26 protein-coding genes and 2 pseudogenes are annotated in these 19,072 nt (G+C 69.4%); 16 read left to right on the top strand and 12 right to left on the bottom strand.

Annotated features, from left to right (window positions below; all coding sequences use genetic code 11):
- Both xrt and epsI read left to right on the top strand, forming a co-directional pair.
- Positions 1-472: exosortase (gene xrt, locus HYV93_11785; GenBank protein MBI2526655.1), on the top strand; the 472-nt coding region annotated here is incomplete at its 5' end.
- Positions 469-1,110, top strand: a complete 642-nt coding sequence (gene epsI / locus HYV93_11790; protein ID MBI2526656.1) for an EpsI family protein — start codon at positions 469-471, stop codon at positions 1,108-1,110. The genes xrt and epsI, both read left to right, overlap by 4 nt.
- Positions 1,111-1,234: 124 nt before the next feature.
- Here the strand turns inward: epsI and HYV93_11795 are convergent, their stop codons facing one another.
- Together HYV93_11795 and HYV93_11800 are read right to left on the bottom strand one after the other, a co-directional pair.
- Positions 1,235-1,516 carry a helix-turn-helix transcriptional regulator gene (locus HYV93_11795; GenBank protein MBI2526657.1) on the bottom strand — a complete coding sequence of 94 codons (282 nt, stop codon included), beginning with the start codon at positions 1,514-1,516 and terminating at the stop codon, positions 1,235-1,237.
- A gap of 84 nt (positions 1,517-1,600) precedes the next feature.
- Positions 1,601-1,843 carry a hypothetical protein gene (locus tag HYV93_11800; GenBank protein ID MBI2526658.1) on the bottom strand — a complete coding sequence of 81 codons (243 nt, stop codon included), beginning with the start codon at positions 1,841-1,843 and terminating at the stop codon, positions 1,601-1,603.
- Positions 1,844-2,133: 290 nt separating this feature from the next.
- Between HYV93_11800 and HYV93_11805 the strand changes: the two genes are divergently transcribed.
- Entirely contained in the window at positions 2,134-4,305 is a 2,172-nt protein-coding gene (locus HYV93_11805) for a tetratricopeptide repeat protein (GenBank protein ID MBI2526659.1), read from the top strand.
- Between the two features lie 105 nt (positions 4,306-4,410).
- Here HYV93_11805 and HYV93_11810 read toward each other — a convergent pair whose 3' ends face one another.
- Entirely contained in the window at positions 4,411-5,499 is a 1,089-nt protein-coding gene (locus HYV93_11810) for a PEP-CTERM sorting domain-containing protein (protein ID MBI2526660.1), read from the bottom strand.
- 212 nt (positions 5,500-5,711) lie between these two features.
- Complete coding sequence (locus HYV93_11815) at positions 5,712-5,849, bottom strand: hypothetical protein (protein ID MBI2526661.1); 138 nt, start codon at positions 5,847-5,849, stop codon at positions 5,712-5,714.
- A 779-nt stretch (positions 5,850-6,628) separates the two neighbouring features.
- On the opposite strand from HYV93_11815, the gene HYV93_11820 reads away from it, so the two are divergent.
- Positions 6,629-7,192: a lectin gene (locus HYV93_11820; GenBank protein MBI2526662.1), complete on the top strand. Its 564-nt coding sequence runs from the start codon at positions 6,629-6,631 to the stop codon at positions 7,190-7,192.
- A gap of 651 nt (positions 7,193-7,843) precedes the next feature.
- The gene (locus tag HYV93_11825; protein MBI2526663.1) at positions 7,844-8,095 is read left to right on the top strand and encodes a hypothetical protein; all 252 of its coding nucleotides are present in this window, start codon (positions 7,844-7,846) and stop codon (positions 8,093-8,095) included.
- Here the strand turns inward: HYV93_11825 and HYV93_11830 are convergent.
- Positions 8,071-8,241 (bottom strand): hypothetical protein, encoded by a 171-nt coding sequence (locus HYV93_11830; GenBank protein MBI2526664.1) that lies wholly within the window; start codon positions 8,239-8,241, stop codon positions 8,071-8,073. The two genes, HYV93_11825 and HYV93_11830, sit on opposite strands and share 25 nt — an antisense overlap.
- Positions 8,242-8,714: 473 nt before the next feature.
- On the opposite strand from HYV93_11830, the gene HYV93_11835 reads away from it, so the two are divergent.
- Together HYV93_11835 and HYV93_11840 are read left to right on the top strand one after the other, a co-directional pair.
- Positions 8,715-9,056, top strand: coding sequence for a hypothetical protein (locus HYV93_11835; GenBank protein MBI2526665.1), 342 nt, complete (start codon positions 8,715-8,717; stop codon positions 9,054-9,056).
- A complete protein-coding gene (locus HYV93_11840; GenBank protein ID MBI2526666.1) occupies positions 9,053-9,223 on the top strand; it encodes a PEP-CTERM sorting domain-containing protein in 171 nt (56 codons plus the stop codon). The genes HYV93_11835 and HYV93_11840 overlap by 4 nt, the downstream gene beginning before the upstream one ends.
- A gap of 97 nt (positions 9,224-9,320) precedes the next feature.
- Here HYV93_11840 and HYV93_11845 read toward each other — a convergent pair whose 3' ends face one another.
- A complete protein-coding gene (locus HYV93_11845; GenBank protein MBI2526667.1) occupies positions 9,321-9,557 on the bottom strand; it encodes a hypothetical protein in 237 nt (78 codons plus the stop codon).
- A 77-nt stretch (positions 9,558-9,634) separates the two neighbouring features.
- Between HYV93_11845 and HYV93_11850 the strand changes: the two genes are divergently transcribed.
- From HYV93_11850 to HYV93_11870, 5 genes are read left to right on the top strand one after another with little or no spacing between them, the layout of a single operon-like run.
- On the top strand, positions 9,635-9,895 hold the full coding sequence (locus HYV93_11850; protein MBI2526668.1) for a DegT/DnrJ/EryC1/StrS family aminotransferase: 261 nt from the start codon (positions 9,635-9,637) through the stop codon (positions 9,893-9,895).
- 39 nt (positions 9,896-9,934) lie between these two features.
- The gene (locus HYV93_11855; GenBank protein MBI2526669.1) at positions 9,935-10,153 is read left to right on the top strand and encodes a DegT/DnrJ/EryC1/StrS family aminotransferase; all 219 of its coding nucleotides are present in this window, start codon (positions 9,935-9,937) and stop codon (positions 10,151-10,153) included.
- 57 nt (positions 10,154-10,210) lie between these two features.
- Positions 10,211-10,498 (top strand): type II toxin-antitoxin system Phd/YefM family antitoxin, encoded by a 288-nt coding sequence (locus tag HYV93_11860; protein ID MBI2526670.1) that lies wholly within the window; start codon positions 10,211-10,213, stop codon positions 10,496-10,498.
- On the top strand, positions 10,495-10,890 hold the full coding sequence (locus HYV93_11865; protein ID MBI2526671.1) for a type II toxin-antitoxin system VapC family toxin: 396 nt from the start codon (positions 10,495-10,497) through the stop codon (positions 10,888-10,890). The genes HYV93_11860 and HYV93_11865 overlap by 4 nt, the downstream gene beginning before the upstream one ends.
- Positions 10,891-10,945: 55 nt before the next feature.
- Entirely contained in the window at positions 10,946-11,137 is a 192-nt protein-coding gene (locus tag HYV93_11870; GenBank protein MBI2526672.1) for a PEP-CTERM sorting domain-containing protein, read from the top strand.
- Between the two features lie 3 nt (positions 11,138-11,140).
- Here HYV93_11870 and HYV93_11875 read toward each other — a convergent pair whose 3' ends face one another.
- Positions 11,141-11,311 carry a hypothetical protein gene (locus HYV93_11875; GenBank protein ID MBI2526673.1) on the bottom strand — a complete coding sequence of 57 codons (171 nt, stop codon included), beginning with the start codon at positions 11,309-11,311 and terminating at the stop codon, positions 11,141-11,143.
- Positions 11,312-11,743: 432 nt separating this feature from the next.
- Between HYV93_11875 and HYV93_11880 the strand changes: the two genes are divergently transcribed.
- On the top strand, positions 11,744-12,130 hold the full coding sequence (locus HYV93_11880) for a hypothetical protein (GenBank protein ID MBI2526674.1): 387 nt from the start codon (positions 11,744-11,746) through the stop codon (positions 12,128-12,130).
- Between the two features lie 497 nt (positions 12,131-12,627).
- Here HYV93_11880 and HYV93_11885 read toward each other — a convergent pair whose 3' ends face one another.
- The 5 genes and pseudogenes from HYV93_11885 to HYV93_11905 form a co-directional block, all read right to left on the bottom strand.
- A complete protein-coding gene (locus HYV93_11885; protein MBI2526675.1) occupies positions 12,628-12,810 on the bottom strand; it encodes a hypothetical protein in 183 nt (60 codons plus the stop codon).
- A gap of 55 nt (positions 12,811-12,865) precedes the next feature.
- A pseudogene (locus HYV93_11890) lies at positions 12,866-13,162 on the bottom strand (BrnT family toxin).
- Between the two features lie 719 nt (positions 13,163-13,881).
- On the bottom strand, positions 13,882-14,127 hold the full coding sequence (locus HYV93_11895; GenBank protein ID MBI2526676.1) for a DUF4926 domain-containing protein: 246 nt from the start codon (positions 14,125-14,127) through the stop codon (positions 13,882-13,884).
- A gap of 2 nt (positions 14,128-14,129) precedes the next feature.
- Positions 14,130-14,339: pseudogene (locus HYV93_11900) on the bottom strand (hypothetical protein).
- A 96-nt stretch (positions 14,340-14,435) separates the two neighbouring features.
- The gene (locus HYV93_11905) at positions 14,436-14,591 is read right to left on the bottom strand and encodes a hypothetical protein (protein ID MBI2526677.1); all 156 of its coding nucleotides are present in this window, start codon (positions 14,589-14,591) and stop codon (positions 14,436-14,438) included.
- 53 nt (positions 14,592-14,644) lie between these two features.
- Between HYV93_11905 and HYV93_11910 the strand changes: the two genes are divergently transcribed.
- From HYV93_11910 to HYV93_11920, 3 genes are all read left to right on the top strand, one after another.
- On the top strand, positions 14,645-16,873 hold the full coding sequence (locus HYV93_11910; GenBank protein MBI2526678.1) for a tetratricopeptide repeat protein: 2,229 nt from the start codon (positions 14,645-14,647) through the stop codon (positions 16,871-16,873).
- 481 nt (positions 16,874-17,354) lie between these two features.
- The gene (locus HYV93_11915) at positions 17,355-17,651 is read left to right on the top strand and encodes a hypothetical protein (protein ID MBI2526679.1); all 297 of its coding nucleotides are present in this window, start codon (positions 17,355-17,357) and stop codon (positions 17,649-17,651) included.
- Between the two features lie 499 nt (positions 17,652-18,150).
- Positions 18,151-19,023, top strand: coding sequence for a hypothetical protein (locus HYV93_11920; protein MBI2526680.1), 873 nt, complete (start codon positions 18,151-18,153; stop codon positions 19,021-19,023).
- The last annotated feature ends 49 nt before the right edge of the window (positions 19,024-19,072 follow it).

Here is a 19,072-nt window from a genome sequence, read left to right on the forward strand (position 1 = left end):
CTTCATGGTGCCGCTGCCGGCCATCCTCTTCTACGCGGTCACCTTCCCGCTGCAGTCGCTGGCCGCCCAGCAGGCGGCCTGGGCGCTCGATCTCCTGGGCGTGCCGGTCATCCTGGACGGCAACGTGATCCACCTGAGCCAGCTCACCCTGGGAGTGACGGAGGCCTGCAGCGGCATCCGCTCGCTCATCTCCCTCCTCGGGGGGGCCGTGGCGTGGGCCTATCTCGCCTTGCCGGGAGGCTGGCTGATGCTGATCTTCGTGGTCTCCACAGTGCCGATCACCATCCTCGCCAATGCGGGGCGCGTCATCTCGACGGGGCTCATCGGCCAGTGGTTCGGCGTGGAGTACGCCTCCGGCTTCTTCCACACCTTCTCGGGGTGGGCCGTCTTTGTCTTCGCCTTCGCTTGCCTCTTTGCCCTGCATGGCTTGCTGCGCTGGGCCCGGGGGCGGTTCGCGCGGCGGCGGGCGTGAGGACCTGGACGCGCGCGGCGCTGTCCTGCGCGCTACTGCTCGGGGCGCTGCTCCTCCTGCAGCTCCGCTCGCAGGGCGAGGCAGTGGCGATCCGCAAGACCTTCGACGCCTTCCCCGAGACGATTGGCGACTGGCGGGGGCGCGAGGCCACCATCTTCGAGATGGACGTCCTCAACGTCCTCAAGGTGAGCGACTACCTGATGCGGCGCTACACGGACCCCTCGGGGCGGAGCCTGTGGCTCTACATCGGCTACTGGGCCTCGCAGCGCAAGGGGGCGCAGATCCACTCGCCGCGGAACTGCCTGCCGGGCGGCGGCTGGGAGCCGGTGGAGGCCTCCTTCCTGACCATTCCCCTGCCCGCCCCGCATGCCCCGATCACGGTGAACCGCTACCTGATCCAGAAGGACCGGGACATGCAGCTGGTGCTCTACTGGTACCAGTCGCAGGGCAAGGCGGTGGCCCGCGAGGTGGAGGCCAAGGTGGAGATGGTGCGCAGCGCGATGCTCCGCAACCGTACCGACGGGGCGCTGGTGCGCGTGTCGAGCCCGATCTACGGCAGCGCGGCCGAGACGACGGAGCACCTCGTCCACTACGTCCAGGCCCTCTACCCACGCCTCGGCGAGCACCTCCCGGAATGACCACCCCGGGGTCAGGTCTTGCAATCCAGCACGCGCTCCCGGGGGTCAGGTCTTGAAATCCAGCACGCTCGCTGAGAGGGAATGTTGTATTGCAAGACCTGACCCCACTGGCGGGGGGCAGGCGTCAGCGAGGCGTCGGCGAGGGTCGGGCCCGGGGGCGCTTGCCCGGAGCGCGGCGAGGCCGACACGTGAAGGACACCTCGTAATCCAGCGCGCTGAAGAGCTTGACCATGGTCTCGAGGGTGAGGTTGTGCCCTGGGTTGCCCTCGATGCGCGAGATGTTTGGCGCACTCATGCCAACCTTGGCGGCGAGCTGCGTCTGGCTCAAACCCTTCTGCTGGCGGAGCGTGGCAAGCCGGACACCCACCCGGAGCGCCTTCAACTCCTCCTCGACGAGCGCCTTCATCTCGGGGTCGCCCATCTGCTTCTGGAAGTACCGGTCCCAGTTCGTCGCCTTCCTCACCTCTCGTCCCCCCACTCTGTCGGCCCCTCAGCCACTCTGTCGCTGCTCGAGATATCTCTTCATGCGCCCCTCGGCGACCCGCACGTCCCCTTCGGGGATCTCGCTCCAGCTCGAGTACGGGAACGGGAGTGTCGGCCCTCGCTCGGCCAGCAAACCCACCGCCACCACGATCTTGGCCCGCCGCGGCCTGTCCAGCGCGTCGAGGAACTCCCGGACCGGGCACCCGGCGTCGCTGTTCTCGTGGAACTCTACGGCCCATGCCGGGCTCACCGCCTGGGGCCTTCCTTGCCGCATGATACCTTGTGTGGTAACTCTGTCAACATAATCTCCTCCACGGTCTCACCGCCGCCGTCCGGCCCGACACCCTCCGGGCGTCATGTACCACCACGCGGGGTCAGGTCTTGCAATCCAGCACGCTCGCTGAGAAGGGTCGTCGGGTGATGGAGTCTCCGCGGGAACTGCTCGCGACGCGCCTCTTGCGCGCTCCGACTCTGCGCCGGGAACCAACCGGAGCGGACGGGGAGAGGCAACCACGCGCTCGTTCGATCACGAATGTCGTAATGCAAGACCTGACCCTGCTGATGGTGCTGGTGGCGGTGGTGGTAGCGCTGGCTGGCGGGTGCGCGCGCTCGCCCGAAGCCAGGAAGGCGCGCCATCTCGAGCGGGGCGAGCGCTACGCCAAGGCGGAGAAGTACCGCGACGCTATCATCGAGTTCCGCAACGTCCTCCGCATCGACAGCGCCAATGCGCAGGCCATCCGCCAGCTCGGGCTCGCCCACTTCCAGCTCGGCGAGATGGGGCAGGCCTTCCGCTTCCTCCTCCGGGCGCAGGAGCTGGAGCCGGACCAGCTGGAGGTGCGGCTCAAGCTGGCGAGCATCTACCTCCTCGGCGGCAAGCCGGACGAGGCCCGCGCCCAGGCCGAGATCGTGCTGGAGAGGCAGCCGAAGAACCTGGAGGCCCTCGTGCTGGCGGCGGGGGCGGCGAGCACTCCCGAGGGAGTGGAGGCGGCGATCCGGCGGCTCGAGGCGGCACGTGCCGACTTCGGCGGCCAGGCCCGCCTCTACCTGGCGCTTGCCGCCCTCCACCTGAAGAAGCGGGACGTGCCCGCCGCCGAGCGGGCCTTCCAGGAGGCTGTCGCCAGGGAGCCGAAGTCGGTCGAGGCGCACCTGGCGCTGGCCAACTTCCTCGTCGGCAAGCGGGATGCCTCCGGCGCCGAGCGTGAATTCAAGACGGCAGCCGAGCTCGCCCCCGCGGGGTCGCCAGCGCGGGTCAGGCTGGCCGACTTCTACCTCTTGCTGGGCCGGCCCGAGGAGGCAAAGAAGACGCTTGACGAGATGACCGGGAAGGCGCCCGACTTCCTGCCCGCCTGGCGCCGCCGTGCCGAGATCGCCTTCGCCGAGAAGAAGTGGGACGATGCCGTCAAGGCCCTCGACGTGGTCCTGAAGAAGAGCCCGTCCGACATCGACGGCCACCTGCTCCGCGGCCGCGTCCACCTGGCCAAGCGCGAGACGACGGAGGCGATCCAGGAGTTTCAGAAGGTGCTCAAGGCCGAGCCGCGCCTGGCGCCCGTGCGCCACCAGCTCGCGCTGGCGCATCTGCAGGCCGGGAGCCCCCAGCAGGCGAAGACGGAGCTGAAGGAGGCCGTGACCCTGGCCCCCAACTTCGCCGATGCCGTGCTGCTGCTGGCCGAGCTGAACATCCAGGCGGGAGCGGTGCAGCCGGCCATCGAGGATCTGGAGAGACTGCTCGCCAGGCAGCCGCAGCTCGTGCAGGCCCACGTGCTGCTGGGCGCGGCGTATCTGGCCAAGCGGGAGCCCGCCAGGGCCGTCGAGGTCTACCGCAAGTTCGCCGCGCTCCTGCCGAAACACCCGCGAGGCCCGTATCTCATCGGGATGGCACTCCTGGTCCAGGGCAAGCGCGCGGAGGCGAAGAAGCAGTTCGAGGCCTCGCTCGCCCTCGGTCCCGGGTTCATCGAGCCGCTCGCACAGCTCGTCACGTTCGCCCTCGCGGAGAAGCGACCCGATGCGGCGCTCGACCTGGTGAAGAATCAGATCGCCGCCGTGCCCAGGTCAGGCTGGCACCAGGACCTGCGCGGCACCGTCCACCTGGCGCGCGGGGAAACGGCGCTCGCCGAGACCGCCTACCTCAAGGCGATCGAGCTCGAGCCGCGTCTGCTCGGCCCCTATGTCCGGGTGGGCAGCCTCTACGCGAGCTCGGGCAAGTACGAGGAAGCGCTCGCCAAGTTCGGCCAGGCGCTGAAAGTGAACCCCGGCGAGGTCCGCGCGCTCATGCTCACCGGGGTCATCCACGAGCATCGAGGGGACTTCGCCAGGGCGCGGGAGGCGTACGAGAAGGCGATCGCCGCCGCCCCGCGCTTCGCGCCGGCCGCGAACAACCTCGCCTGGATCTACTCCGAGCACGGCGGCGACCAGGAGAAGGCACTCCAGCTCGCTCAGATGGCGAAGGAGGTCTCCCCCGAGGACCCACGCATCTCGGACACCCTGGGCTGGATCCTCCACAAGCGGGGTATTCACCAGCGGGCGCTCGCCCTTCTCCGCGACAGCGCGAGCAAGCTGCCCGACAGCCCGATGATCCAGTACCACCTGGGGATGGCCGCGCTGAAGGCCGGCGACAAGGAGGCGGCGCAGAGGGCGCTGACGATCGCCGCCAAGTCGCCGGCGGACTTCCCGGGAAAGGGCGAGGCCCGGCAGGCCCTGGCCGCCATCAAGTAGAGGGGCCCTCTTCGGGCCGGCGGCGCTGGCGCGGACTGCAGACACGAACGGCGCGACCAAGTGGGGTCGCGCCGTTCGCCTCCGAGGGCTTGCGGGTGCCTGGCGCTACTTGGCTCGGCGGCGGAGCCGGCGCCGTCCCGCGGCACCCAGACCGACCAGCATGGTGCCGAAGAGGAGCATCGACGTCGGCTCTGGGACCACCGTGAAGTGAATGGGATCCTCGGTACCCGCGTTCCAAGGAGTGGCCCCAACCCCCACGGCGGGCGGCGCGCCGAAGTTGACCACAATCGACATGTCGAACCCAAGGGCGGCAGCAAGAGCTGGCGTCAAGGCCCCCGTCGAATCGTAACTCGCCAGCACGTCGGCGGGTATCCCACCGGGGAGCACTGTCGGGCCAAAGGGCCCTCCGATGATGTTCAGGAAACCTTTTCCGGTCCCCGCCGTGATTCCCCCTGGGCCAAAAAATACCTGCGCGTTGAGCACCTCGGTGGGAAGACAGAAGAAGCACCCCCCACCGGCAACCATGAGACCAGCGGGGAGGGGAGCAAATACCGTCTCTGTCAGGAGCACATCCGCATCTGCTGCCGTGTTGATGCCGGGGTAGGCGTCCCCGGCAGCCATTGCCGCGCTGTGCTTCCCGGCACCGGCGCCACCCGGAAGGAATGCGGAGGATCCAGGAAAGTCTGAATAGGCCGTATACGTGCCGGCTGTCTTCGTGTCCACATAGAGATCGTTATGCCCGCCGAACCCCCCAAGGGCTGTTGCGGCGATAGTCCCAGCCTGTACGTTCGTATCCACGTATGGGAAGAACCCCGCCGGCATGAAGCCGACTTCGGCAAAGCCCGGGGCAAGCGGGCTGACCCGGGTGACCACGAGGTCATACGTGACAGAGTTGACCTCATCTACTGTGGAATCCCAGGTGGTTGGCGGAACGCCCCCGTGCCCGGGGTGGAACTGAAATGCGTTCAAGACCGAGATGCCGCGCAGAACTTGTCCCACGGCGAAGGCGGTGCCAGGTGGTGGAAGCGGTACACCGAGTGCGCCCGGACCAGCGCCGGTATACAGAGCTTCCGCGTCATTGTACTTGGCGTGGTATATGCCCTGCCCGATGGAGAGGGCATAGGCTTGCCCGTGCAGCAACAGCAACGCGCTGAGGCTCAGAGCGACCCACATTGCCTTCTCGCTTGCCTTCATGGGCTGATTCCCTCCCCCTGCTCTCTTGTCGTCTGGGATCCTTGGCACGTTGGTGCACCACCCTCGCGGCCGTAAAAGCAGCAATGCCCGTGCCACCCTGCCACGTCCGGATCACTTTCATGTTTTCAATAAGTTAGCCTCACGTCGTCGAGGGCCTTCTCGCAAGAGCCGGCACGGAAACCGCAGGGCTTTTCACAGGGCATACATCAAGGTCACACAGTGCGAAAAACAAGCCGTCGGACGTCGACCTTCTCCCGCGGGAGCCAGAGCCCCGTGGCGACCTCGGTGAGGCCGCCGCAGTACTCCGGGCGGTGGAGCCCGTCGATCACGGTGCGCTCGAGGTCGCTCACCTGCTGCCCCGGCCGGGGCGAGGCGCGAAAGGCGTTCGCCGCGATCGATACGTAGTGCGCCGACGACTCGCGTGTGTCAGTTCCTGGGGTCAGGTCTTGCAATCCGACACGCCGCCCCCGGCCGGTACCGCGGCCCATGTCGCCAGGAAGCGCATCGCAAGGAGGAACATGCCCACGAAGCCCGCACGCGGGAAGGCTGGCCCCTCGGCCGAATGTCCAGAACGATGTTGGACTGCAAGACCTGACCCCACCGACCAGCTGCTCGATCGCCATCGCGCCCCTTTCGTCTCCGGGGGCGGACACCGCGCTGGACCATCAGCGCCGCCGGCTCAGGCACCTGCCTCCCGTTCGGGGGCAGGATCGCCTCGTCACCGTTCGCGATCACCGATCTACGTGTTCACCATCCCGATCCTGGCGTTCACCATGAGCGATCTGGCTGGGGCTCGTCTCCCTCAACGTGGCAGACACGGAAGGCGCCCGGCGGACCCCGAGGGTGTTGGCCGGAGGCGCGGTGCCAGCTTTGCAGCTGGGATGAGGCGAGGCGGCCGCTGGCCGAGCTGAATTGGGGGGGGCGCCGGGGCCAGCACAGGCGATGCATGGGGGATGCAAGGGCGTTCTCTTCCTGTGCAGCGCTTTGCTGCCGTCCGCGGTCTCGTGGTTCCCAAGTGTCCGACAAGTGAACGGCCGGTTCCGGACGATCGAGTTGGCATCGGGTATGCTGTGGGAGTAAATGCCCGTAGAGTGGTCGCGGTGGCCGAGCGCCGCAGGGAGGGAATGCCGTGAAGAGAGCGAAAAGGACGATCTCCTTCCTCGCTGTCGGGGCCATGGTTCTCGTGGCTTCCGCCGTCTCAGACGCCGCCCCCATGTACAACCCGGCCACCGGACACTGGTACGACACAGTCCCCGGGGGCTTGCAAACCTGGGCCGCCGCGGAAGCCGGCGCCGTTGCGATGGGCGGCCATCTCGTCACCATCAACGACGCCGCAGAGCAGGCCTGGTTGCTCGCCAACGGCTGGGGTGCGCCCTTCTTCCTCTGGTGGATTGGGTTCAACGACATGGCCTCCGAAGGGAGCTTTGTCTGGGTGAGCGGCGAGCCTGTCACGTACACCAACTGGGCGGGGGGGGAACCGAACGACTTCGGGGGTAGTGAGGATGTGGTTGTGATGAACTGGTCTGCCTCGGCTGGCCTGTGGAATGATTTGCCTACATCGTGGACCGAGGCCACGGGCCTCGCCGAACTCCCCGCCAGCGCTGTCCCCGAGCCCACGACGCTGCTGCTCTGGGGCACGACGGCGGTGGGCCTCGCCGTCGTTCGCCGGCTGGGGCACCGCCGCTCGCCGTAGCGGCGTCCGCGCACCTGCAGGCTGCGGGGGACCGGTCGCCCCCGGGCGGCGTGTCACCGGCCCTCATCCCGCCAACCCTCGGCGATTTCTCCGGCCCTGAATGCGCTCCACCGGGCGCGGCGAGACCATCGGCCCCGAGCACGTCGTAGCCGAGGAGGGTCGAAGGCGGTGCGCGCAGGGCGAATCTGCTCCCCGCCAAGGGTTCGCCTCCGAACGCGCACAGCCCGCACGGGCGACCGAGGTGTATCGCCGGCTCGCCGCCCTGGCGCTGATGCATGGAGTCGGTCATCCGCGGCTGGGCGAGCGCTGACTCCACGGCCCCATGTCCCGCAGTCCGACGGGCCGCGCGGCTCGGGCAATCACGCGGGCGCAGAGCTCCAGTACCTCGACGAGGGTGAGGCGCCGCCCCCAGGCGAGGCGGCGTTACCGTTCAGCGTTCTTCCCGGGGATGTGGCTGGCAGCCGCTCGAGGCCCTCGACAGGCTGAGCGATGAGTTCCTCGACGCCGCTCATCATGGAGCTACTTGGCGGGAACAGGGACGCGCCGGGAGCGCGGCTGATCGTGCTTCAACGCTCGACGCGATTCAGCCAGTAACCGGGCCGCCGCTTCCCATGGGCGACGGCGAGAACCCTGACCTCGGCCCCGAGATCGATGAAGATCACGGCGTACGGGAAAGCGCGGGAGCAGTGCCCGTCGGATCACGAGATCCGCGGGCAGATCAAGCAGACGAGGGAAGGACACGGGAGAGGTCCCCACCAGGGGCAGAACACGCTGGACCTCGGCGAGGAACTCCATCTCCAGCCCTGGCCGCTGGGCCATGTACCACGCGGCTGCCTCGGCTACCCCATCAACCGCCTCTGGCGAGAGGCGGACAGCACTCAACGGCTGCAGAGTCGGCTCTGAATCTGGTCTCGCGCGGTGGTCCAGGGAACTCCAGGGCTGCCCGCCATGGCCGCGCGCGCGCGCCGCTCGAGTTCCTGGACCCAATCGGCCTCGGTACGCTGGTCGCTCGGCGTGTCGGGCTCCAGGGTTGCCAGCAGCTCAGCCACGATCCGGGCCCGCTCACCGGGTGCGAGCTTCAAAGCTTCCCGAAGGACTCGGTCGACCGTACCCGCCATCGCGGACACTCCCTCCTGTTCCACTTGTACCACGGAACCGTGTTCCCAGTGAACTCAGCCCCGGTGCCCGTGGGCAGCGGCGTCTGTCTATCAGACCGATTTCAATTCTCTCACGATCGGGCACACCGAAGATCCCAGCGCGGCCGATCATGACGGCTGGTACAGCGGGCCCGCCACCCCCCCCCCCGCATTCGGCGAGATCCAGAGCACCGTCGCCGTTTCCGGTAACGCCCTGCACGAGGCTACCTTCCTCGACAACGGGGTTGGCGAGCAAACCATCGACATCCGGCCCGTCGGTCCGCCGGACCTGTCCCTCAACCCGATCATGACGCTCTCGGTGGACTTCCGGGCTTCCACCGTCGACACTGGGTCGCCCCTCGAATACCGGGCAGGGCTAACGGTCAATGGGGGCCCATCCGGGCTTCGAGATCCTGGGATTCAACCTCGTCGGCGGCAACGGCGTCGCGCGGATCGACACCGCCGTCAGCGTCGGCCTGGCCGCCTTCAATGGCATCAACAACAACGTGCCCGTCCCGCTCATCATCGGGCAAGGCCTCGACTGGGACACTTGGTACAGCCTCACGCTGGTGGCGAATCAATCTGCGGACCGTTACCTGTCCCTGACGGTCAACGGCTTTACCGAGGACATCAGCGCCTTTGCCCTGCCGCGCTCGCGCCTGGATGACGGCGTGACCTGGGAGCGCGGCGCGTTGATGGAGCAAGTCATCGCCCAGGTGATCTCGTGATCTCCTCCACCACCGACCTTTCGGCGGGTGTGGAGGATCACGTGTACTGGGACAGCCTCAGCGTGGACGCTTCCCCCGTTCCGGAACCCACGACGTTGCTGCTCTGGGGGACGTCGCTGCTCGGGATCGCTGGCCTCCGGCGCTGGCGGAGGCGGTTGCAGGGCTAGCGTTCAAGGGGAGAGCCAGCGCGCCACCACAGACACCGCGCCATCGCGGGTCATGACGACGGCGCGGGATCGTGGAGCAGATCCCTCGCGAGGGCCCTCAGCGCGCGCCGATGCGAAGCTCCCTCCGGATGGCCTCGGCCAGCCACTGGCGGATCAAGGTCTGATACGGGACCGACCGCATGGTCGCGATCTTTCGCAGCGCCTGGATCTGGACGGGATCCAGCTTGATCGAGACGTTCCGCAGCCGCCGGCCGCGAGATCCCTCGCGGATCTGCCCGCGCAGCTCCTCGTCGAGCGCGAACTCCACCGGCCGGTCCACAAGCTCGCCCAGCACCCCTCGCCGATCGTCGTAGCGGGGGGCCGCGCGCGCCTTGGCAAGGCCCGCTCATCACCACCGGGGGCGGCGGCGGCATGCTGCTCGGCCGCTCGGCGGAGGAGATCGCCCGGGTGCGCGCGCTCGCCACCCAGCCGCGCGAGCCCGCGCCCCACTACGAGCACACCGCGATCGGCCACAACTACCGCCTGAGCAACATCGCCGCCGCCATCGGCCGCAGCCAGCTCACGGTCCTCGACGACCGCGTGGCGCGGCGCGGGGCCATCTTCGACCATTACGTCAAGCGCCTGGGCGCGCTCCCCGCCCTCGCCTTCATGCCCGACCCCCCCTGGGCCTAAGGCAACCGCTAGCCCACCTGCCTGACCGTGGACCCGGCCGTGGCGGGATTCGACCGCGAGACCCTGCGCCTGGCCCTGGAGCGCGAGAACATCGAGAGCCGGCCGCTCCGGAAACCGATGCGCCTGGAGCCGGTCTTCGCGCAGAGCCCCGCCTACCTCAGCGGCGTCTCGGAGGCCCTGTTCGCCCGCGGGCTCCGCCTCCCCTCGGGCACCGGCATGAGCGAGGAGGACCTGGAGCGCGTCTGCACCATCCCGTAGGCCACGCGCGTGCTATCATGGTCACGTCGCCATGACCATGAGCCGACGGGGGAGACCATGAAGACGATGCCGGCCGGCGAGTTCAAGGCGCGCTGCCTGCGCGTGATGGAGGAGGTCAGGAAGTACCGGACTCCGGTGGTGATCACCAAGAAGGGCCGACCGGTGGCCAAGCTCGTCCCCCCCGACGCGCCGGCAACCGATGTCTTCGGCTGCCTGGCCGGCTCGGCGCGAATCGTCGGTGATATCGAGACGCCCGTCGTCGCCGCCGGGACGTGGAAGGCGGGTGGCCGCAGACGCGTTGCGCGGCGAGCCAGGCGGTCCGGCGCCCGGCGGGCGCCACGGTGATCGTCCTCGACACGCACGCTTGGCTCTGGCTCTGCCTCGAGCCGCGGCGGCTGTCGCGCGTCGCGGCGGCCGCGATCCGGCGAGCCGCGCATGACGGCGGGCTCGCGATCGCCTCGATCAGCCTCTGGGAAGTCGCGATGATGCTCGTGCGGGGTCGCGTGATCCCCCAGGGATCGCCGGAGACCTGGCTCGGAACGCTGGTGGACCGCAGCGGAGTGACGGTCAAGGAGATCACGCCCTCGATCGCCGCGCTGGCGACGCACTTCCCCGACACCTTCCCCGCCGACCCCGCCGACCGGCTCATCGCCGCCACCGCGAGGGCCGAGGGGGTGCCTCTGGTCAGCCGCGATGCGCGCATCCGCGCGAGCAGGGTGGTCGAGACCATCTGGTGACGGCGGTGCCCTCGGCAATGGGCCGTGTTGACCTGCCTCACCACGCGGCGCGTTGATGGAGCAAGTCATCGCCCAGGTGATCTCCTCCACCACCGACCTTTCGGCGGGTGTGGAGGATCACATGTATTGGGACAACCTCAGCGTGGACGCTTCCCCCGTTCCGGAACCCACGACGTTGCTGCTCTGGGGGACGTCGCTGCTCGGGATCGCCGGCCTCCGGCGCTGGCGGAGGCGGTCGCAGGACTAGCGTTCAAGGGGAGAGCCAGCGCGCCACCACACACACCGCGCCATCGCGGGTCATGACGACGGCGCGGGATCGTGGAGCAGACAGCCGCCGGCCGCGAGATCCCTCGCGGATCTGCCCTCGCAGCTCCTCGTCGAGCGCGAACTCCACCGGCCGGTCCACAAGCTCGCCCAGCACCCCTCGCCGATCGTAGTAGCGGGCAACCCTCTCCGCGGGTCCCCTCTCGGCGCTGAGGCTCGCGCCGGACCCGGGGGGGGCGCCCGCCGTCGTGGGAGCTACGACCGCCCCGGGCTCATCCCGGCGAGACGAGCGACTCCGCGGCGCGGCACGAGGATCTCCCTCAGCCGCCTCGCCGGGTGCGTGGCGGGAGGCACAGGGGAAGGGCCCGGGGCCGCTCCATTCGCCGCGGAACTGCCGGCCGGGCGGCTCGAGCTGGACTTCGTCCGCGGCCTCGACCCGGTCGCCCCGTGACGGAGCCGACCACCACGCTCCTCGGGGCCACCACGGCCGCGGGCCCGCTCGAGAAGCCGACCGCGCGGGAGCGCCCGCCGAGCCCGTCAAGAAATGGATACGCTTGAACAACGCCCGAACCTGGGATAGACATGGGCCATGACCCCCGACGAAAATCAGGAGCTCATGGATTTCCTGGTACGCCAGTTCACCGAGGTGGACCGCCGCTTCACCGAGATGGACCGCCGCTTCACCGAGGTGGACCGCCGCTTCACCGAGATGGACCGCCGTTTCACCGAGGGGGTTCTCAAGTTCACCGAGCTGCGAGCCGAGATGCTCGGGCACTTCGACGAGATCTACCGGCGATTCGAGCGCCTCGAGCAGGAGTACCACGCCATCACGCAGGCCCTGCGCCGGATCGAGGCGGCGCTCGCCGACGAGGGGGGCCGCCGCGAGATCAGCGAGCACGACCTCGCAGCGCTGAAGCAGCAACTCGCGGCGCTCCAGTCCCGGATCGAAGAGATCGAGCAGCGCCTCGGCCGCTGAGATCGGCCTCCGCGGTCGACGCGCTCTCCTCTCCCACGGCGAGGCCGGAGGCCTCCCGCCGGCGGAAGACGGCGGCCCAGGTGGCGAGTAAGAGCATCCCGAAGAGGAACACGCCGACGGACTCGGCATGGTCTCCGCCCAGCGGCGCCTCGTGAACCGGAGGGCGGCGCCGTCAGAACAGGGCGCTGAACTCCTCGACCGACAACCGGGCGTGCTTGAGCAGCTGGCAGCAGCCTCCCGCCCAGGGGCTTGGGTGCCCCATGACCGCACCCACCGAGGACCTGTCGAGCAAGACGATGCCGGGCGCATCCAAACCTACGTGTCCGACCCCGGGCCTGCCTGACGCTTCTGTTCCTCCGTGCGGTGGCACTCGCCCCTGCGGCCACCTGCAGGGCCTGAACCGTTACTCTACTGGCTTTGGCCAGATCCGCTGCTCGCCGCCCTCCCCTGCCTCCGGAGGATCCTGGAACACGTCTCCCCCCGGGGGCGAGGGAACCTCAGCGCCTGGCGGAGCCGGACCGCTGAAGCGGCCGGTTCGGCATCGCCCTGGCTTTCCCGGTGCGTTCGCGTGCAACTCGCTCCGCCAGGAAGACCTTGAGAAGTGACTGATACGGCACGTCGCGCTTGTTCGCCAGCATCTTCAGTTCGGCGAGGAGGCTCGCGGGCAGCCGCAGCGAGATGGTCTCCGTGGATGGCTTGAGGTTCGGGAATACCCCTTCGCTTCGCCATACACCCTCTCTCCCGACGGCTCATAGGCCGGGCGGAAATCACGCGGAGCAACGAACCCCGCAGCGTGAAGGCAACCATCAGCTCGCGCCCCATGTCCGTCCGGCCCAGAGCGAAGTACCGGACCTCCTGGGCTGAGTGTTTCGGGTCTCCTCTCACCAGAACCGGAAGGTTGAAAAACACCTGCTCCGCCTCGGCGTGCGTCACACCGTGCTGCAGCCAATTCTTCTCCGCGTTGCCCTCGTCCCACTGGAACCGGTGGCGCCGGGGAAGAACTCCGGGAGAAGCAGCATTGGGCCGAAGTATACGACGATCGTATACGAACAGCTACCCGTACCCCGGGAGAGTGGGCCGATCCACGGAGGCCTTCGCGCCACCCCCGCTGCGAGGCTGGTGATCGCGGGTACCGGGCCGGAGTTCCCGAGTGCGTATTTCGGCCAACGTGATCACTCAGTCCGGGCGAGCGTGATCAGCGGTTCCGGCCATCCGGGTGATGATCGAGGCCCCGGCCCTGCGGTCCACGAGGATCAGGCCCACCGCCACAAGCCCCACCGCGGCGTCGGGGGTCCAGCGCCGCGGGCCGCCAGGTGCACCAGGGTGGCGGCGACGAAGCGCAGCGAGGCCGCCCGCAGACCGCGCCGCCGACTGGAGCCACCTTGAATGTCCAGACCGATGTTGGAATGCAAGACATGACCCCGGCGACCGCCATCGCCTTCACCGCGCCGGACGGGGTGAACCACCGATGAGGAGCCGGAGGGCGCCCGCCGGCGGCCGACCCAGCCCCCGAGATCCAGCGGCTGCTGGGAACCTGTCCGGGGCCAGATGCCCCCGCCCGAGAAGCGCCGGCGGAGGTGGACACGCCGACCGACTCCCCTCCCCTATCGCCTTTGCCGAGTTGACGGACGGTGCGGAGATCCTCGAGGAGGCCCCCGCCATCGCCGCCGCGGCGCCAAAGTCCCTTCCCGGGCGGAACGGGGCGAAGAGGCCGCCGGCGGAAGTCAGGTCACGCCCCGCCTGGGGAGCGGCTAGGCCACTGAGTGCTCGGGGGTATCCCTCAGGATCATCAGCCGGCTGGCGGTCACAGGGAGGATGGCGTAGGCGCGCCCATCCTTTCCGGCGAACTCCACCTCGAACACCGTGCCATCGTGGGTCATGACCACGGTGCCGACCTGCCCGCGGCGCAGCAAGAGCGGTCGCCCGGTCTCGAAATGCCTGGCGGGCAGATCTTCGAGGGGGGCCACCACATCGTGCATGGTGATCTCGCTCTCCATGCTCACACGATATATCGGGTCGTGAGCCGGGGAAGGTCTTCACCGTGGCGGACGATCCACACGCTGAGCACGGTCGCGACGCCCATGGCCGTGCTCAGAGAGAACGGCAGCACGCCGGCGTTGTCCGCAGTGATCCCGAGGACGGACTCGAACACGCGTGCCTTGTGTCAGCCCTCGCGATGCAACATGTTGAGCGTGTAGTCCTCGAGCTTCGTCCCCGCGTCTGTCCGATTTCCGGAAGGCGGGCGCCTCGCACTCCGGCACCGTCCGGGTGATCATCGAGACCACGGCACGGCTTGCCACGAGGATCAGCGGGGCACCGCCGTGAGCCCCACGCCGGCGTCGGGGCCGGCGCCGAGGACGCCGAGGGCTGCCGGGTGCAACAGGGTGGCAGCGGCGACGCGCAGCGAGGCCGCGCGCCGGGAGGAGCCACCCTCACTGCCCAGCCCGATGTTGGAATGCAAGACCTGACCCCTTGCGTCGCGCGGCCAATCTGAATTACGGTGCCTCATCGGCCATGACCATCCTGGCGGGCGCACTGGTGCGGGAGCAGGTGGGCGGGACCGCGGCTCGCGTCGGGCTGCTCCGCGGCGCCACCTTGCTGCTCGTCGTGGTCCTGGCGCTGGCGGCCGGCTGCGCCCGCTCGCCCGAGGCCAGGAAGGCGCGCCATCTCGAGCGGGGCGAGCGCTACGCCAAGGCGGAGAAGTACCGCGACGCCATCATCGAGTACCGCAACGTCCTCCGCATCGAGAGCGCCAATCCGCAGGCCATCCGCCAGCTCGGGCTGGCCCACTTCGCCCTCGGCGAGATGGGGCAGGCCTTCCGCTTCCTCCTCCGGGCGCAGGAGCTGGAGCCGGACCAGCTGGAGGTGCGGCTCAAGCTGGCGAGCATCTACCTCCTTGGCGGCAAGCCGGACGAGGCGCGCGCCCAGGCGGAAGCGGTGCTGGAGAAGCAGCCCAAGCACCTCGAGGCCCTTGCCCTGGCGGCGGGGGCGGCGACCACGCCCGAGGGGGTCGAGGCGGCCATCGCCCGGCTCGAGGCGGCGCGTGCCGACTTCGGCGGCCAGGCCCGGTTCCACCTGGCCCTCGGCGCCCTCCACCTGAAGAAGCGGGACGTGCCCGCCGCCGAGCGCGCCTTCCAGGAGGCTGTCGCCCGGGAGCCGAAGTCGGTCGAGGCGCACCTGGCGCTGGCCAACTTCCTCGTCGCCAAGCGGGATGCCCCGGGCGCCGAGCGTGAATTCAAGACGGCAGCCGAGCTCGCCCCCGCGGGGTCGCCAGCGCGGGTCAGGCTGGCCGACTTCTACCTCTTGCTGGGCCGGCCCGAGGAGGCGAAGAAGACGCTCGGCGAGATGACCGAGAAGGCCCCCGACTTCCTCCCCGCCTGGCGGCGCCTGGCCGAGATCGCCTTCCGGGAACGGAAATGGGACGAGGCGGTCAAGGCCCTCGAGGTGGTGCTGAAGAAGAGCCCCTCGGATCTCGACGGGCATCTCCTCCGCGGCCGCGTCCACCTGGCGAAGCGGGAGACGACGGAGGCTGTCCAGGAGTTTCAGAAGGTGCTCAAGGCCGAGCCGCGGCTGGCGCCCGTCCGCTACCAGCTCGCGCTGGCGCACTTGCAAGCGGGCAGCCCCCAGCAGGCCAAGACGGAGCTGAAGGAGGCCGTGACCCTCGCCCCCAACTTCGCCGATGCCGTGCTGCTGCTGGCGGAGCTGAACATCAAGTCGGGCGCGGCGCAGCCGGCCATCGAGGACCTCGAACGCTTCCTCGCCCGCCACCCGAACGCCGCCCCGGCGCTGGTCCTCCTCGGCTCGGCCCATCTCGCCCGGCGCGAGCCCGCGCGGGCCACGGAGGTCTATCGGCGGCTCGTCACGCTGGCGCCGAAGGACCCGCGCGCGGTCTATCTCCTCGGCGTCGGCCTCCTCGCGCAGGGCAAGCGCGCCGAGGGGCGGAAGGAACTGGAGGCGGCGCTGGTCCTGGCCCCGGGCTTCGTGGATCCCTTGACCCAGCTCGTCGGCCTGTCCTTTGCCGAGAAGCAGCCGGACCAGGCGATCGAGCGGCTGCGGAAGCAGGCGGTGCTCCTGCCGAAGTCGGGCACGCATCAGTTCCTGCTGGGCGAGGCGCACCTGGCGCGCCGCGAGAGGAAGCTCGCCGAGGCCGCCTATCTCAGGGCCATCGAGCTCGAGCCGCGGCTGCCCGGGCCCTACCTCCAGCTCGGCGGCCTCCACGCCGCCTCGGGACAGTTCGACCAGGCCCTGGCCAGGGTCACGGAGGCCTTGAAGGTCAACCCGAAGAACCTGGGCGCCCTGATGCTCGCCGGCGTCATCCACGAGCAGCGGGGCGACATCCCGAGGGCGCGCGAGCACTACGAGAAGGTGCTGGCCGGCAATCCACGCTTCGCCCCCGCCGCCAACAACCTGGCCTGGATCCTCTCCGAGCACGGCGGGGACAAGGACAAGGCGCTGGCGCTGGCCCAGACGGCGAAGGAGCTGGCCCCGGAGGATCCGCAGGTCTCCGACACCCTCGGCTGGATCTTCTACCGGCGGGGCCTGCACCAGCGGGCGCTGGGCCTTCTCAAGGACAGCGCCGCCAAGCTGCCCGGCAACCCGCAGATCCAGTACCACCTCGGCATGGTGTCGGCCGCGGCCGGCGACAAGGAGGCCGCCCGCCAGGCGCTTGCCATCGCCGCCGCCGCGCCCACCTCCTTTCCCGGCCAGGACGAGGCCAGGAAGGCCCTCGCCGCGCTCGAGTAGCGAGCTGGCGACGGCTGGCCGAGATCGCCAGAGCCGAGGGCAAGCCCGACGAGAGTCGGAACGCGCTCGATGCCCGCCTCAGGAAGAGCCAAGCGGACGCGGACGCCCGCGTCCTCCGCGTCAGGACTTTCACCCGACCAGTTAGCGTCAGGTTGTGAGGCTGCACCTGTGAGGCTGCACCATAGTCGGGGCAGAGGCCCCCTCTGCGCTGTCGGTGCCCCGCGAGCTTTGTCGGCAACCGCGGGATGACCGCCGGCCAGGATCTCTGTGTCTACGGGCAAGTCGTGCTCCGCGAGGCCGACGGTACGGGGACGGACAAGACTTTCGAGTTCGAGGGGCCCCTCGGCCCACGAGCTCGGGCTACCCCGTCACCGACGGCGGCCCCACTCTGCCGGACGAGTACGTCCTGGCCCAGGGCGCTATCTGCCTCAATGCCTTGAATCTCCCGACACCCTGCGACGGCCCCGGCGTCGCCAAGACCGTGAACCACAACCTCGGCGCCGACCAAGCGGCCTGGGCCGTCCTGTCTCCGGCCCTGAACGCCGCACTCGCCGCCTGTCAGACGAATGGCATTGGCGGGACCGGCTGTCCGTGGGACTCCCTGTCGATCCGGCTGGATCTCGACGGCCTGAGCAACGGGTACGAGCAGCTCTTCATCCTGACCGAGGATGCGGTGACGGTCGTTCCCGAACCCACGTCGCTTCTGCTGTGGGGCACGACGGCCGTCGGGGCAGCAGTGGGGGCTTGGCATCGGCGGCGGGGGCGCGTGGCTGCGTAGACACACCATGGCGGGCTGAACCCGGTTCGTCGCCCAGCTGTGGTTTTCCCCGAAGGGCCGCCGCCCGAGCGCTGGCAGAAGCAGCCATCCTTGGGGTCAGATCTTGCAATCCGACACGCCGCCCTGGCCCGAACTCGCTGCCCCGCCGCGCTCCACGGCGTCGGGTCCGGTCTACCTCAACTCACGCAGCCCTGCAACGGGCCTGTCCCTCGGCCGGTCGCACAACAGTGCACCAGGCTGGCGGTGACGAAGCGCAGCGAGGCCGCCCGCAGTCCGCGCCGCCGACCGGAGCCACCTGCAGCGAAGCCACCCCCCCCGCCGCGCTCCGGCAGCGGGAGAAAGCGTTGTCAGATTTTTCCACATGGCTGCATATGTGTGCACCGGCTTTCATAGAGGGCCTCGGTCTGCCCCGACAAGCCCCCGATTCTGCGTCCGTCTCGACGCGCCCTCACATGGTACGCATTGTGCTGGTATGGATCATCTGCCCATGAGAGTTCGTATGTTCGCTGCTCGGTTTGGCCTCGGACGTGCCGTTCGGCTGGCGGCGCGGGGGCTGGGGCTGACTGCCGCACTGGGGCTGGCCCTGCTGCTGCCTGCCGCGGGAGCGCAGGCGGCCTCGGTCACGAAGCTCTATCTCTTCTCGGCCTTCAGCACCGTCCCGAATCCCCCGGGGGGGGTCAGCGCACCGTTTACGCTCACGGGGACAGCCGGCGTCGAGCTCACGCTCAACGCCTCCGCCGTGGCCGCAGGCCAGATCGGACTCGCCGGGCCGGTCAGCGCCTTGATCGACAGCACAGTGACCTACGAGAGCCACTGGGGCGGGATCGACGCGGGCGAGCCCGGCCCCATCGACGCGCGAGTCAACTCCGAGGTAGGCCGGCTCGACGATGTGGGGTTTGTGGCGGAAGGGGGCGATGCGGCGCTGAACATCGACTTCGGGAACGACGCCAAGGTCATCCTGAAGATCCCCGCGGGCGGCTTCACAAGCCTCCTCATCGCCGAGGACGCCGGGCTCGACCCGTTCAAGCTCCAGCGCTGCCCCACTGCTGACTGCGGGACCCGGCAACTCCTCTTCAACGGCTTCACCTGGAGCACCAAGAGCGCCGTCCTCGCCCGGGCAGACTTCGGCGGCGGCGACTCCTCCCCCATCGATCAGGCTTACCTCTTCCTCTTCGACGCGCCGATGGAGGGCTGGCTTCGCATCTCGGAGACGCTCAACCTGGGCGGCACGCGTCTCGAGGTGGACTTCGTCGGCGGTGCCGGCCCGGTGGCCCCGGTGCCGGAGCCCACCACCCTGCTCCTCTGGGGCACCGCCGCCGGGGGGCTCGGCCGCCTGGCCTGGCGTCGCCGGCGCGGCCGGCCGCCAGCGTAGCCGAGCGGCGAGGCGCGACGGGCCCGGGACGCTCTCGGGCTGCCGGCCC

It is taken from the genome of Candidatus Rokuibacteriota bacterium, from assembly GCA_016188005.1.
GTDB lineage: Bacteria > Methylomirabilota > Methylomirabilia > Rokubacteriales > CSP1-6 > UBA12499.

Coding starts and splice junctions, on each gene's coding strand:
- HYV93_11805 (MBI2526659.1), top strand. CDS start 2,134: ATGCAAGACCTGACCCTGCTGATGGTGCTGGTGGCGGTGGTGGTAGCG.
- HYV93_11920 (MBI2526680.1), top strand. CDS start 18,151: ATGTTCGCTGCTCGGTTTGGCCTCGGACGTGCCGTTCGGCTGGCGGCG.
- HYV93_11910 (MBI2526678.1), top strand. CDS start 14,645: ATGACCATCCTGGCGGGCGCACTGGTGCGGGAGCAGGTGGGCGGGACC.
- HYV93_11825 (MBI2526663.1), top strand. CDS start 7,844: ATGAAGATCACGGCGTACGGGAAAGCGCGGGAGCAGTGCCCGTCGGAT.
- HYV93_11835 (MBI2526665.1), top strand. CDS start 8,715: ATGGGGGCCCATCCGGGCTTCGAGATCCTGGGATTCAACCTCGTCGGC.
- HYV93_11860 (MBI2526670.1), top strand. CDS start 10,211: ATGAAGACGATGCCGGCCGGCGAGTTCAAGGCGCGCTGCCTGCGCGTG.
- HYV93_11880 (MBI2526674.1), top strand. CDS start 11,744: ATGACCCCCGACGAAAATCAGGAGCTCATGGATTTCCTGGTACGCCAG.
- HYV93_11850 (MBI2526668.1), top strand. CDS start 9,635: ATGCTGCTCGGCCGCTCGGCGGAGGAGATCGCCCGGGTGCGCGCGCTC.
- HYV93_11895 (MBI2526676.1), bottom strand. CDS start 14,127: ATGGAGAGCGAGATCACCATGCACGATGTGGTGGCCCCCCTCGAAGAT.
- HYV93_11795 (MBI2526657.1), bottom strand. CDS start 1,516: ATGAAGGCGCTCGTCGAGGAGGAGTTGAAGGCGCTCCGGGTGGGTGTC.
- HYV93_11810 (MBI2526660.1), bottom strand. CDS start 5,499: ATGAAGGCAAGCGAGAAGGCAATGTGGGTCGCTCTGAGCCTCAGCGCG.
- HYV93_11870 (MBI2526672.1), top strand. CDS start 10,946: ATGGAGCAAGTCATCGCCCAGGTGATCTCCTCCACCACCGACCTTTCG.